The sequence below is a fragment of the Scopulibacillus darangshiensis genome (assembly GCF_004341035.1).
Classification (GTDB): Bacteria; Bacillota; Bacilli; order Bacillales; family Sporolactobacillaceae; genus Scopulibacillus; species Scopulibacillus darangshiensis.
This window is the reverse complement of record NZ_SLXK01000003.1, coordinates 152,610-165,730: the sequence shown is the minus strand read 5'-3', so window position 1 is coordinate 165,730 and position 13,121 is coordinate 152,610. Positions and strand designations below refer to the sequence as shown.

General features: G+C 42.3%; 14 protein-coding genes. 3 read left to right on the top strand and 11 right to left on the bottom strand.

The genetic code is table 11. The features are described from left to right. The first annotated feature begins 118 nt into the window (after window positions 1-118). Window positions 119-1,312, top strand: a complete 1,194-nt coding sequence (locus tag EV207_RS04080) for an MFS transporter (protein ID WP_132743914.1) — start codon at window positions 119-121, stop codon at window positions 1,310-1,312. 84 nt (window positions 1,313-1,396) lie between these two features. Here EV207_RS04080 and EV207_RS04075 read toward each other — a convergent pair whose 3' ends face one another. Continuing rightward, on the bottom strand, window positions 1,397-1,594 hold the full coding sequence (locus EV207_RS04075) for a PspC domain-containing protein (protein ID WP_132743912.1): 198 nt from the start codon (window positions 1,592-1,594) through the stop codon (window positions 1,397-1,399). A gap of 181 nt (window positions 1,595-1,775) precedes the next feature. Beyond that, window positions 1,776-2,213 (bottom strand): hypothetical protein, encoded by a 438-nt coding sequence (locus tag EV207_RS04070; protein ID WP_132743910.1) that lies wholly within the window; start codon window positions 2,211-2,213, stop codon window positions 1,776-1,778. A gap of 193 nt (window positions 2,214-2,406) precedes the next feature. Here EV207_RS04070 and EV207_RS04065 point away from each other — a divergent pair, with 193 nt between their 5' ends. Then, on the top strand, window positions 2,407-3,129 hold the full coding sequence (locus EV207_RS04065; protein WP_132743908.1) for an EcsC family protein: 723 nt from the start codon (window positions 2,407-2,409) through the stop codon (window positions 3,127-3,129). 34 nt (window positions 3,130-3,163) lie between these two features. Here the strand turns inward: EV207_RS04065 and EV207_RS22935 are convergent, their stop codons facing one another. The 6 genes from EV207_RS22935 to EV207_RS04040 all read right to left on the bottom strand — a co-directional run bounded on the left by EV207_RS22935 (window position 3,164) and on the right by EV207_RS04040 (window position 8,832). Then, the gene (locus tag EV207_RS22935; protein ID WP_165886827.1) at window positions 3,164-3,340 is read right to left on the bottom strand and encodes a hypothetical protein; all 177 of its coding nucleotides are present in this window, start codon (window positions 3,338-3,340) and stop codon (window positions 3,164-3,166) included. Between the two features lie 41 nt (window positions 3,341-3,381). Then, entirely contained in the window at window positions 3,382-4,080 is a 699-nt protein-coding gene (locus EV207_RS04060) for a LutC/YkgG family protein (RefSeq protein WP_132743906.1), read from the bottom strand. Continuing rightward, the gene (locus EV207_RS04055) at window positions 4,073-5,515 is read right to left on the bottom strand and encodes a LutB/LldF family L-lactate oxidation iron-sulfur protein (protein ID WP_132743904.1); all 1,443 of its coding nucleotides are present in this window, start codon (window positions 5,513-5,515) and stop codon (window positions 4,073-4,075) included. The genes EV207_RS04060 and EV207_RS04055 overlap by 8 nt, the downstream gene beginning before the upstream one ends. A 2-nt stretch (window positions 5,516-5,517) precedes the next feature. Next, window positions 5,518-6,249 (bottom strand): (Fe-S)-binding protein, encoded by a 732-nt coding sequence (locus EV207_RS04050; RefSeq protein ID WP_132743902.1) that lies wholly within the window; start codon window positions 6,247-6,249, stop codon window positions 5,518-5,520. A gap of 91 nt (window positions 6,250-6,340) precedes the next feature. Continuing rightward, the gene (locus EV207_RS04045) at window positions 6,341-7,078 is read right to left on the bottom strand and encodes a FadR/GntR family transcriptional regulator (protein ID WP_132743900.1); all 738 of its coding nucleotides are present in this window, start codon (window positions 7,076-7,078) and stop codon (window positions 6,341-6,343) included. Window positions 7,079-7,164: 86 nt separating this feature from the next. Continuing rightward, a complete protein-coding gene (locus tag EV207_RS04040; protein WP_132743898.1) occupies window positions 7,165-8,832 on the bottom strand; it encodes an L-lactate permease in 1,668 nt (555 codons plus the stop codon). Between the two features lie 246 nt (window positions 8,833-9,078). Between EV207_RS04040 and EV207_RS04035 the strand changes: the two genes are divergently transcribed. Beyond that, a complete protein-coding gene (locus EV207_RS04035) occupies window positions 9,079-9,654 on the top strand; it encodes an LOG family protein (protein WP_132743896.1) in 576 nt (191 codons plus the stop codon). Between the two features lie 48 nt (window positions 9,655-9,702). Here EV207_RS04035 and EV207_RS04030 read toward each other — a convergent pair whose 3' ends face one another. The 3 genes from EV207_RS04030 to EV207_RS04020 all read right to left on the bottom strand — a co-directional run bounded on the left by EV207_RS04030 (window position 9,703) and on the right by EV207_RS04020 (window position 13,120). Beyond that, the gene (locus tag EV207_RS04030) at window positions 9,703-11,094 is read right to left on the bottom strand and encodes a peptide MFS transporter (RefSeq protein ID WP_279389164.1); all 1,392 of its coding nucleotides are present in this window, start codon (window positions 11,092-11,094) and stop codon (window positions 9,703-9,705) included. Between the two features lie 374 nt (window positions 11,095-11,468). Then, the gene (locus EV207_RS04025) at window positions 11,469-12,593 is read right to left on the bottom strand and encodes a DnaA ATPase domain-containing protein (protein WP_165886826.1); all 1,125 of its coding nucleotides are present in this window, start codon (window positions 12,591-12,593) and stop codon (window positions 11,469-11,471) included. Window positions 12,594-12,907: 314 nt separating this feature from the next. Then, the gene (locus EV207_RS04020) at window positions 12,908-13,120 is read right to left on the bottom strand and encodes a hypothetical protein (RefSeq protein WP_132743892.1); all 213 of its coding nucleotides are present in this window, start codon (window positions 13,118-13,120) and stop codon (window positions 12,908-12,910) included. Between the last annotated feature and the right edge of the window lies 1 nt (window position 13,121).

The window sequence follows — 13,121 nt, the reverse complement described above, 5'->3', positions numbered from 1 at the left end:
CGCCAAATATCTCATTTAAATCACGATTGCAATCTCAAATATTCGTAATAAAGTTAAAATCATAGAGAAAGCATTGATTACTTTTTTGGGGGAAAAAAGGAAACTGGAGTGAGTCACCTTGGAAATTTGGAAGAGAAATTTATTAATACTCTGGATTGGGGCCTTTTTTACATCATCCAGTTATACAATGGTCATACCCTTTTTGCCGCTGTTTCTTCTCCAAATGGGCGTCCATCAGCATACAGCGATGTGGTCAGGACTGCTATTTAGTGCCGCCTTTTTGGCCGGTGCCATTGCCTCACCGATCTGGGGGGCGCTCTCGGACAAATTCGGTCGGAAACCGATGATTATTCGGGCAGGCTTTTTTCTTTTTCTTATATACACTTTAACAGCTTTTGTGACAAATCCTTATGAACTGCTTACCCTGCGGATTATGCAGGGGCTTCTAACCGGATTTATTCCAGGGACAATTGCATTGATCGGCACGAACACACCGGATAAAAAAGTGGGCTATGCCCTGGCGATGATTTCAACAGCAACAGCATCTGGCAGCGTGATCGGCCCTCTTCTAGGAGGCGGTATTTCGGCGCTCGTTGGCAACAGATTAGCCTTTGCCAGTGCTGGTTTTATAGTATTAATGTCGACAATCATGGTGATATTCTGGGTGACGGAAGAAAAATTCACCCCGAGCAAAGTTCGAATTTCAGTCTTTAATGACCTGAAGGCTGCGGCCGCAAATCGCCGGTTTTTAACTGTTTTGTTTTTGACGATCGTGACGACTTGTTCCGTGATGACAATTGAACCTGTCCTGCCCCTTTATATTGTGAAATTAGGCGGTTCAGCTAATAATGCTTCTTTATTAACAGGAATCATTTTTTCATTGCCCGGCATCGCAAGTATGATTTTCGGCCCTTTTTGGGGTAAATTAGCGGATAAAATCGGCTTTCGCACTGTGTTGATCATTGGGTTATTTGGCGGAGGGTTTGGTACACTTGCGCAAATCCTCTTTAACGATATTTGGAGCTTCTCCATCATCCGATTTGTATACGGCGTGTTTTTCTGTGCGGTATTCCCCGCGATTAACGGGCTAGTCGTGCAATCCACATCAAGTGAGTTCCGCGGACGTGCCTTCGGATTAAACCAGACAGCTAATCAAATAGGCAGCATGCTAGGGCCGATGGCTGGCGGGTTTATTGGCGGCCTTTTCACTATTCATAGTGTTTTCCTTGTTACAGGCGTTTTGCTTCTGTCTGCTTTAGGCATGGCCTATTGGTCAAAAAGCCAGGATAAAACGGTGACGTTGTCCAAATAACTAAAACCACCAAACCGATTACGTTTAAAGGAGCCTTATTTAAAGGCTCCTTTAACTTTAAGTAATTATGTTTGATGATTGCTTCTAATCAGCATACGTTTCTTTTGGAATTAAAAAGACCATCAGAATGTATATCAGTCCAACAGGGAAAAAGCCTGTGAAAACTAATAACAGCACGGTAACAACCCTAATGATCGTCGAATCCAAATGTAATATCTTTGCCAGTCCCCCGCAAACGCCGGCAATAACACGGTCGGACCGTGAACGGCGAAGTTTTCCCATAATGCAAAATCTCCTTTATAAAACCATTTGGTATTGCCATTCCACTTAAGATTATTATTTAAACTAAAAAATAATCTATTCATTATTCATTCTTCACCACTTATTTTACCTTATTGTACTGTGATTAGCATACGCACTGGAGATGGATTTACAATTACGACCAAAGTCTTATTTTCAATAATCATTCGTGGTTCGTATTCAGCTTTTGCCTCCAAGCAATGACAGCGATCACGATAGCAATAATCAATAAGACCGGCAAAATAAATTTCGCGAAGAAGATTAGTGCTATTTTAAGCCATGGCCACACATAATTAATAAATAGGACCCATAAAGCTGATATCAGCATGCCAATCGCAATAAGCGCATTAATAATGACCGGTGTCAGACAAACAATCTTCAAATAAATCGGCCAGTCTTTTGAAAAGCTAAAATCCTTCCTGATCCCTCTGATAAAAAACATACAGACTACAAAGACGGCTATGTAAAACAGTGCATTAAGCCAAGGCTCAGGCGGCTGTTTGAAAATAACAATTAAAATCACATCGATCAAATCAGGTGCAAACCAAAGCAAGTAGGCACAAAGTAAGGGGTATAAGGTATAAAGCAACAGCCAAACCACGTCATCAACTCCTGGTGCAATGTAAAAGGACATATTATTAGTCCTATCATCTATTCGTATCCCAAGATGAATTTAGGTACCTTTCGCGTTTCTCATTAATCCCATACTATCTATTCCCAGCCTCTTATCCCGTGAAACTTTACGGCTAGCGAAATCGTAGCATAAAGGCAGATTATTTTAAAGGAGCAAACCGATGAATTATGAACTCTGGGCACAGAAAGAATGCATGGATTGGCAACACGAGATGATGAAGCGTTCATCGATGTTTGGACGAACAGCTAAATCTATTCAACAGAAAATCAACAATAAAATTCCACAAAAGGTTCACGATGTTTTAACTGAAAGCATCAAAGGCATGGTGCATACCGTGCTATTCGGCTCTGATTTAACTACAAAAAGACAACCTGCCGAGGATATGACGTTTGAGGCGCGCGAAAGCCTTGTCAAAGAGAAAATAAAAACGTATAAACGCCTTGCGGCCATCGAGGGGGCGGGGACGGGTTTCGGCGGACTTCTATGGGGATTGGCTGATTTCCCAATGCTGCTGTCGATCAAAATCAAATTTTTATTCGACACGGCAAGCATCTATGGTTTTGATGTTAAAGATTACCGCGAGCGTTTGTATATTTTGCACGTATTCCAAGTGGCGTTTTCCAGCGAGCAAAAAAGAATTGACACCTTATTAAAACTGAAAAACTGGGAGGAAACCGTCAAAACATTTCCATCTTTAAAGAACCTTGACTGGCAAGCCTTTCAGCAAGAATACCGGGATTACATTGACCTTGCCAAGCTATTGCAGCTTATCCCCGGTTTTGGGGCAATCGTCGGTGCGATTGCAAATAACAGGTTTCTTGACCATCTCGGGATAACGGCAATGAATGCTTATCGGATGCGGTTGTTGAAGGATCTAGAATAGAAAAAGCCCTCAGGTTACCTGAGAGGCTTAGAAATCATTTTTTCAGTTCATTAAGGTTCTTCCGCTTAACATCCTGTACGACACGCTTGGCCTTATCGTTTTCCTTTTGTTCACGCTTAGCTTGTTCTTCAAGCTGCTCGACATGTTCCTTGGGGTGCATTTGCAAAATAAAATCCTCCAATATTTCATTAGTATAGTTAAAGGATTCCACATGATATATCCCGTTAAACCTTTTTTTGCGGAAATTCTGACCTAAAGATCCGTCACCACAATATATTCGGCCTTAACCGGGCCATGGACACCCACAACTAAATTCATTTCGATATCCGCGCTGTTGCTTGGACCGGAAATGAGGTTAACGCATGTCGGCACCTTTTCCCCCGCCTTAACCCTTTCATGGATATCCCGGGTCAGTTGCGACATTCGCGGCACCAGTGAGCTTTTGGGAATGATCGCGATATAGTTCTCCGGCAGCAGACTTATTGACCTCGCCATATCCTTATCATTATATTGAACAACAGTTCCCGATTCAGCCAAAGTCTTCTCACTGAATGTGATGCCATATATCGCTTTTTCGGCCCGTTTGATATTTTCTTGTCCCAAGGATACATCCCAAACATGGACATTGTGCCGCGCAAGCATCCCCTCCAAACCAAACGATGAAAACCTAGGATCCTTTGGAATAACAATTGACCCGTCTTTCTCTGTTATCACATCCTCTATCGCTTGGGTGAGTGATGCGGCATCCGTCTCACGGACATCGGTATGGATCGCTTCACACGCTTTTTTGAAAACGGCCAGCAGATCATCTTGGGTATATCCCTCGTAGACTGCCCACTGGGGCTGGTTCTGCCTTAGCGGCCGATCCACTGACAGCTTCCGCTCCCGTCCCAGCTTCTCGGCAATGTTATTTAAAAAAGTGTCTCGATGGTGAATCGTGCCCTCAGTCATTGGCCTCCCCCTTTTTTGTGTGTCCTTCAAACCATTTGCGGAAATTGCTTTTGCTTGGGGCTGGAAAGTCGCGGGTCTCGGTCCATTGCTTAAGCGGGCCTAGTCCTTTTGGTATTTTATCGTCTTTGACAAAAGGTTTTGTCACGAATGGGGCTGATTTAGCTGCCATTTGGAAAAGTGAAGGTGACCCAGCTCCGATACCAAACGCTTTCATCGCGATCCGTTCACTCGCTTTTGACCTTCCCTGTCCAGCGACATAATTTTGCCTGTGCTTGATTAAATGTTCATGCAGCGGAATTTTCACAGGACAAGTCTCTGTACAGGCAGCACACAAACTTGAGGCATAAGGCAATTCACCGTATTCCTCATAACCTCCAAGAATTGGTGAAAGCACCGCGCCAATCGGTCCCTGGTAAATCGAGCCATAGGCATGACCGCCGATATGCCTATAAATAGGGCAAACGTTCACGCAAGCGCCACAGCGAATGCAATGCAGCGCGGATTGAAATTCTGTTCCGAGCGCATTTGAACGACCTCCATCAACAATAACGAGATGGAAGTCCTTAGGGCCATCCACACTGTCTTCCTTAACCCCTGGTGTTAATGCTGTGATGTAACTGGTCATCTTCTGGCCGACTGAACTTCGGCATAATAAATTTACTAGAACATCAAGATCTTCCCATGTCGGCACGATCCGCTCCATGCCCATGACGCTGATTTGGGTTTCGGGAAATGTTGTCACCATATTGGCGTTGCCCTCATTTGTCACTAACGCCACGGAACCGGATTCAGCGACAGCAAAATTACAACCTGTGATGCCAACCTCGGCATCCAGAAATACCTGACGCAATTGTTCCCGGGCAAAACCCGCCAGTTCCTCGGGTTTATCCGTTTTTTCATAACCAAGCTTATCCCTAAATGCATCACGGATTTGTTCTTTATTTTTGTGAAGTGACGGCACCACAATATGTGAAGGACGATCATGATCGTCAATTTGCAAAATGTATTCAGCTAAGTCAGTCTCATGAACATGGCATCCTGCCTCTTCCAAGGCCTCATTGAGCCCAATCTCTTCAGTCACCATGGATTTTGCTTTAACAACGTTCTTCGCTTTCTTCCTTCCCACGACCTCTTGGATGTATTTATTGGCTTCCTCTGCTGTTTCGGCAAAAAAGACGTGCCCGCCTCTTTCTGCGACCGCATCGCTTAACTGTCCTAAGTAAAAATCGAGATTTTCTAATGTATGACGGCGTATCTCTTCACCTGCACTCCGCCATTCTTCCCAATCACCCAGATCTTGATCATTAACAGTGACGTTCAGCTTCTTACCCCGCAGCCTGTCCTGAGCGGAAGATACGGCATGGCGCATAAACGAGTTATTAATCCCTTCATCCACCCTATCAAAAAATGGGTGATTTCCGATTTTCATCCCCATGTTTATGCCTCCCCTTCCTCGCGATGGTTCAGAATTTGTGCAATATGCATCACTTCGATTGGTTTCCCTCTGCGATCGATTCGACCCTTTATGTTCATTAAACACGCGTTATCGGCGCCAATTAAAATATCTGCATCTGTTTCCTCAACATGCCTGACTTTTTCATCAACCATTTGCCCGGAGATCGGACCCATTTTTACAGCAAATGTCCCGCCGAATCCGCAGCAATCATAACTATTAGACAGGGGAATAAGTTCTAGACCTTTGACATGTTTTAATAGTTTGAAAGGCGCTTCTTTTTCACCGAGAAGCCGGGTCATATGGCATGATGTGTGATAGGTGGCCCTGGCATTGTAACTTGCGCCAAGATCTTCTTTCCTAAGAACATTAACAATGAATTGTGTCAGTTCAAACGTTTTGGCAGCAACCTTTTCTGCACGGTTATGCCACACCGTATTTTCTTCAAATAGTCCAGGGTATTCCCGAACCATGGCAGCGCACGAACCTGATGGTGTCACCACATACTCGGAATCTTCGAAGCTTCGAATCATTTGTTTGGCTGCTTTAGCGGCATCCTCTTTGTAACCACTGTTATATGCCGGCTGCCCGCAGCACGTTTGTCCGGCTGGAAAGTCGATATCACAGCCTTCACGTTCCAGTATTTCAACAACGTCCTTACCCACATTTGGATAAAAGATTTCCCCAAGACAAGTGATGAACAGCGATACTTTCATTTTGCTCAGTCCCTTCTTCTGGCCAACCCACCGAACTAATACATCAGGTCATCTGATGACTTTGCTACCACTATTATAATGTAGTCATTCCTTAATTTAAAGAAGCATTTTCATCTGTTTCACCGAAATACGCCATCAGGACCTTTTCTACTTCAACCAAATGAGCCAACATCAGGTGCTGTGCTTTCGTTGCATCACGCCTTTCAATTGCTTCGAAAATACTTTTGTGCTCTTGATATAGACGTTCGGATGTTGTTTCTTTAGAATATATCCAGATGCGGCGGGTTTCTTTCATTGTTTCAGCCATTGTTTCTGATACACTGTTCATGAGATGAACCAATAGTTTATTGTGTGAGGCATTCGCAATCCCCATATGAAATGTCAAATCAGCCTTTTCCCCTAATTCCTGATCGCCGGAGGCCATTTTCATTTCACTAAGTGCTTCTTCAATTATATCAAGATCCTTTTCTTGCCAACTCGCAGAGGCGGAACCAGCGGCGCCAACCTCCAATATTTTCCGTATTTCCAGCAGGTCTTTAACATCCCCTTGATTCATTAAGACAGCTGTGGAAATAGATTGGGATAGAGCACCCGGGTCATATTCCTTAATATAAGTGCCTTCCCCTTGCTTCATCTCAACAAGTCCCATGGCTCTTAAAGCACTTAATGCCTCGCGGACAGCCGATCGTCCGACCTGAAAATTTTCAGCAAGCTGTTGAACCGAATCGAGCTTGTCGCCAGGTTTTAATGTGCCTTTTTTGATCATTTGTACCAGTTCATCTGCTACGACCTCATAAATTTTCTTACTTTTTATTTGTTTATATTGCAAACGGTTCACCCCATAAAAATGTTCTTTTTAACTATTTTACTGGAATGCCGTTAAAGGGACAAACAGATTGTGACTCATTTCATCAGTTATGGAATCATCCAGCTAAACACATAGGCCTGAAGAAATGTGATTAAACTTGCTATCGCTACAAAGAGCAAACTATGTTTTATAGTAAATCGAAAGAGGTTTCCTTCCTTTCCGATTAGACCTGTCGCAGCGGTCGCAACAGCGATCGATTGAGGTGAAATCATCTTCCCTGTTACACCTCCAGTCGAGTTAGCCGCTACCAAAAGCGTTGGATCTACACCTATCTGTTGTCCAGTTATTTTTTGTAAATTGGCAAACAGGGCATTTGATGAGGTGTCAGACCCCGTAAGAAAAACACCAAGCCAACCCAGAATAGGCGCAAATAGAGGAAACAATACACCTGTGGACGCAAGACCTAAGCCAAGGGTTGCACTCATCCCAGAATAATTCTCAATATAAGCAAACCCTAGAACAGAAACGATCATTAACAGCGGAAAACGCAGTTCTTTCAATGTTTCTATAAGTGTCTCAACCCACATTCGCCAAGTCATTTTAAGTATAAATTTACTAATCACCGCCGTGATTAAGATGGACGTCCCAGCAGCCGCCAAAATATCAAACTTATACACGGCGGCATAGGGTGTGACATGATCAACAATCGGCTGGGCTTTTTGCACCATGTTGTTTAGACCGATAACCGGAAGTTCTAAGGTAAAATAACTTAAAAGCTTTTTAACTGTTCCAAATCCTCCCCAAAGCCCTATAAAAATAATTAAAACGATAAAGGGGGACCAAGCTTTAAAAATTTCTAAAGATGTATACTTTTTATTCAAATCAAGGGCCGCAGCATGTTCGATTGCTGAAGTGCTTTCAACCGTCTTCCGGCTTTTTTCGTTCGCAAAGCGAAACGTCGTCTTAGGCTGCCAGAATTTTAAGAATACAGCAAGTGCAATAAGACTTACAATCGCTGAAGCCACATCAGGCAGTTCTGGTCCAAGAAAATTGGCGGTGAAATATTGAACAACGGCAAATGATACGCCGCAAACGAGGATAGCAGGCAGCACTTCAATTGTTTTCTTCCAGCCGGCCATTATTAATATAAGCCAAAACGGAACAAAAATTGAAAGCAGCGGGACCTGCCTTCCTATCATTTGGCTTAAAATGTCAGGATCGATTCCCGTGACTTGTCCGGCTGTAATGATGGGAATGCCAATACCCCCAAAAGCAACAGGTGCTGTATTCGCAATCAAACAAAGACCAGCAGCATAAAATGGATTAAACCCAAGCCCCGTTAGAAGCGCCCCTGCAATGGCAACGGGAGTCCCGTATCCCGCAGCACCTTCTAAAAATGCACCGAAGGAAAAAGCAATAAGCAAGGCTTGCAAGCGCCTGTCCTCCGTCAGCGAAGCAATTGAATTTTGGATCACTTTAAACTGACCGGACTTAACGGTTAATTTGTACAGAAAAACGGCTGTAACAATAATCCATCCGATCGGCCATAACCCTTCTAGAGCGCCGAAAACCGTCGCTTCAAATGCAAGTTTTACAGGCATTTTGTATACAACAACAGCCTCTATCACCGCGATTAATACTGTCAGCAATCCTGCATAATGACCCTTCATCTTTTTAATAGCAAGAGCCCAAAAAAAGAATAGAATCGGTATTAAAGCAACAACAAAAGATAAAGCCATGTTACCGAGCGGATTATAGATTTGTGTCCAGTGCAACTAAACCCCTTCTTTCATATAAAATATAAAAGCCAAACCTCCTTATCATATTATCCGGTCATCTGATGACCTGATTATATTAAATTATAGAAAAAGCGCTTTCAACATGCAATAGCAAATTGACAAATAATTTGATTCTTTTAATTTTGCAACATAAATCTTTTACATATTAAAATCAAACTTCCTTCTTATGGTTTTTTCCAACATAAAGCCTTAAACTAAAGTTATAAAGGGAGGCTGATTTCAATGCAACGCGTATGTGTCTTTGCTGGATCAAATGCCGGGCTGCAGCCGAAATATGGAGAAACGGCTGAATGGCTTGGAAAAGAACTAACCGATCGAGGGATTGACTTAGTTTACGGCGGCTCTAAAATGGGATTGATGGGACGTGTCGCCAACACTGTCTTAGAGCAAGGCGGAAAAGCGATTGGGGTGATGCCGACAGGGCTCTTCCGCAGCGAAATTGTGCATACCGAACTGACCGAATTTCATGAAGTGCCCGGCATGCATGAAAGGAAAGCAAAGATGGGTGAACTCTCGGATGCCTTTATCGCTTTGCCCGGAGGCTATGGAACGTTAGAGGAGGTAATGGAGGTCGTCAGCTGGGGTCAGCTTGGCATACATAATAAACCGATCGGTCTCCTGAATATTAACGGCTACTATGACCCGTTGGTGCAAATGATCAAAAATGGTGTCGATAGCGGCTTTATTCCCGCAACCCACGCACAGCTGCTGATATGCGAAAGCAAACCTGACCGTTTGATCACCTTGCTGCAAGATTATCAACCCCCGGCACCGACAAACAAATGGAGTGAGTTATAAAACAAAAAAAGATAGACCCGAATGAGAGGTCTATCTTTTCTGTCTTGTTTAAACTTCGGACTTGTCCAAATGCATTAATTTCTGAATTGGCTTGGAAAGGGCAAGCAGGATGATCCCTAGGATTATAACAGCGATAGCTGTATATTGGTAAAGCCCTAGATAACCAAGCTTCTGGGTCTCCTCAGCAATTTTACCCGCGATCATGTTGGCAACCGAGTTACTAATGAACCAAATCCCCATCATGAGCGATGCGATTTTTACCGGTGCCAATTTACTAACAGCCGATAAACCAACAGGTGACAAGCACAACTCACCAAGGGTGTGAAGCAAATAAGTGAAGACCATGAATAAAAGGTTCGCCTTAACAACGATGTGCGCTTCATCACTGCCAGTTTGCATAACAGCCGGTACGAGGACGAAAAATCCGAGGCCTAATAGAATTAATCCAAAAGCCATCTTGGTTGGCACACCGAAGTCGCCTCGTTTGGACTTTGCAAGCTTAACCCAAAGTGCAGACATGATCGGTGCTAAGATCAAGATAAACAGCGGGTTTAGTGATTGGAACCATGATGTCGGAACTATGAAACCATTCACGTCACGATCAATAAACTTTTGAGTGTACAGCGTAAATGAACTTCCTGCTTGTTCGAATCCAGCCCAGAAAGCAATGACAAAACAAGCCAAAATGAGAATGGAAACGACACGTCTCTTCTCTACTTTTGTTAAAGGTTTTGCCTTTTCAGTTTTCTTAGGTTTAACCTTTTCTTTGGCAGGCTTTGTTCCCGCGTCACCCAAAAACTTTTTGCCCAGTATATTAAAACCAAGCTGTCCAACGATCATACCAATTGATGATGCCAAGAACGCATATTTAAATCCGAAATGCTCGATTCCTCCAGTTGTTGAATGCGCCCAATGCTGATAAATCATCCCTGCAATCAATGGAGAAAAAAGTGCACCCAAGTTGATCCCCATATAGAAAATCGTAAAAGCTGAGTCTTTTCTAACATCGTTTTTACTGTATAATTCACCGACAAGTGTGGAAATGTTCGGCTTAAAGAATCCGTTTCCAATTATCAGTAAAATCAGACCGAGATAAACGCCCCATTGTGCATTGATCAAGAACAGTGAAAAGTCGCCGATCGCCATGGTCACGCCGCCGATTGTAATGGCTGTTCTCATACTGATAAAACGGTCGGTTAACCAGCCGCCAATAATCGGTGTCAAATATACCATACCGGTATAATAACCATAGAGCAATGATGCTTTCCCGGGATCCATTCCAAGACCGCCGCTGATTAGTGCCGTTGTCAGATAAAGAACTAAAACCGCTCTCATTCCATAGTAGCTATACCGTTCCCACATTTCTGTCACAAACAGCAAGTACAATCCTTTTGGATGTTTTAATTTACCTTGTCCATTTGCAGTTGCTACAGTATTCAAATAATTTCCCCCTCAAGTTGTCTAAGCTCGTTGTTTTTGGGCATTTTTTATTATAAAGGATTTTGTTCACGCTGTAGACACAAAAACGAAATGTTTTTATTTTATGAAGTGTTTAATTTATAGCAATAGTATTTTTCCTTTAAGGGCAAAAAGCAATAAAGGAAGCTTATGTACCAAGGGTTTAAACCCTATTTTTTTAAAATTTTATCTTCGCAATTTTTATCGTAAATTCAAATAAATCCCAATAAAAATTATAAAAAAATTGCCGAATGACAGCGCTTTTTTATTGAATAAAGATCGTCTACACTGGTATTATTATCAATTTTTTAGAGATTATCCATGTAAAAAACCTCCTTTTCAGGAGGCTTGCGGAATCAATAGGTTTGTTGTTTTAAAATTCCTTTTTCAAGTTTTTCAACCCTGGCCTGCAGATCAGAAATTTTTTGTTGCAAATCATTCATTTGATTCGCATCGTTAGTTTTAACCGGCGTTAACTCTTGACTTAGATTTCTCTTTTCTATGGTTAGTTGTTCTTCCTCCGCTTTTAATAAAGCTTCAACCTTTCTGAGTGAAGAAAACAACTCGGGAACATTTTGAATATCTAGCTCGCGGATTATATCATACGGCTCCTTAGACATGGTAAAATCATTTGTTTTACAATAAAAGTAAATCAACTTCACCAGCAAATCCTCATCTGGTGATAGAATATCAACGCTAAGCCCCCAATTAAGGCGGGATAAAAGTTTATCCTTCACCGGCGGGAAGTCTTCAACTCGGCGGTCACATGTTATGACAATTTGCTTTGTATCGCTATAAAGAGAGTTAAATGTGTGCAGGAACTCATCTAAAGTCTGTTCCTTGCCAAATAAATGCTCAAAATCATCAAAAAGCAAAACATCCGTATGGCGATATTTTGCTCTGAATTCGCTAATCGCACCTTTCGCAGTGCTTTCTATAAAATCGTTAGCGAACCCTTCGGCAGTGATGTATATGATTTTTGCCTTGGGGTTCTCCCCTTTTATTTTGTTACCGATGGCATGTAGCAGGTGTGTTTTGCCAAGACCCGTTTTACTATATATATACAATGGATTGTAAGCCCTGCCCGGCAGTAAAGCTGCCGCAGCGGCTGCGGAAAGGGCATATCGGTTTGAGCTCCCGACGAGAAAATTATCAAATGTAAATTTGGGATTAAGCTTGGTCAGTGGGAACTGTTCTTTTTTATCGATGTCATTTAGGGGCCGCTCAGCATTTTCCTTCATTACAAAGGAAATGTCATATGTAAGGCCAGTTAAATCATAGATGACCTTCTTGATGTCTGAAGCATAACGTGATTCCAACCAATCGCGTGAAAAGTCGTTATCAGCCTGAACAACGATATGATGATTCCCGGAAATTACTGCAGTGGTCGTCTTTAGCCATGTATTAAAGCTTGGTTTACTAATCCGCTCCTCCATAATATCCAATACCCGCTGCCACAAATTATCATAATTTTGACCCACTATCATGTCACCCTTCCATATGGATGTGAAAAACCTAACGTTCTATTTAATGATAGCAATTTCGGTGCATAAATCTAGAGAAACAGGTGTTTTGGAAAAATGTATTTGGGGGGATTAGGTTACAGGAAATATAAAAATGCAGCGTCAACTTACTTACATCCAATCTTTTGGGAAATACCAAAAATCGGACGCCCCTGCAATTCAATTATGCGAGCGCCCGTGACGAATATTTCGTATTGATTCAGTTCATTTGAACCATAATATCCGGCTTGTTTATTAAAATTGTTGTACCGGGATAACAATACCTTGACTGTTTATCCATTTTTGGCAAGTTCCAAAGCCCGCTTTAGAAAATCATCTTCTGATAATTTCCCTGACAGTTTTTCTTTAATTAATTTGGCGGCCTGGTTATTCAAATTAAGTCCTTCAATTGCTAAAGTCGCTTTCGCCTCTTGTATATAATGATTAATTTGCTTTTCATTATCAATGTAGGATTTACTATCGTGGTTGGACAATTTGTGTGACATA

Bases quoted from the DNA above. Each gene is read 5' to 3' on its own strand.
- EV207_RS04050 (WP_132743902.1), bottom strand. From the start codon at position 6,249: ATGAAAGTATCGCTGTTCATCACTTGTCTTGGGGAAATCTTTTATCCA.
- EV207_RS04055 (WP_132743904.1), bottom strand. From the start codon at position 5,515: ATGGGGATGAAAATCGGAAATCACCCATTTTTTGATAGGGTGGATGAA.
- EV207_RS04060 (WP_132743906.1), bottom strand. From the start codon at position 4,080: ATGACTGAGGGCACGATTCACCATCGAGACACTTTTTTAAATAACATT.
- EV207_RS04075 (WP_132743912.1), bottom strand. From the start codon at position 1,594: ATGGGAAAACTTCGCCGTTCACGGTCCGACCGTGTTATTGCCGGCGTT.
- EV207_RS04020 (WP_132743892.1), bottom strand. From the start codon at position 13,120: ATGTCACACAAATTGTCCAACCACGATAGTAAATCCTACATTGATAAT.
- EV207_RS04065 (WP_132743908.1), top strand. From the start codon at position 2,407: ATGAATTATGAACTCTGGGCACAGAAAGAATGCATGGATTGGCAACAC.
- EV207_RS04035 (WP_132743896.1), top strand. From the start codon at position 9,079: ATGCAACGCGTATGTGTCTTTGCTGGATCAAATGCCGGGCTGCAGCCG.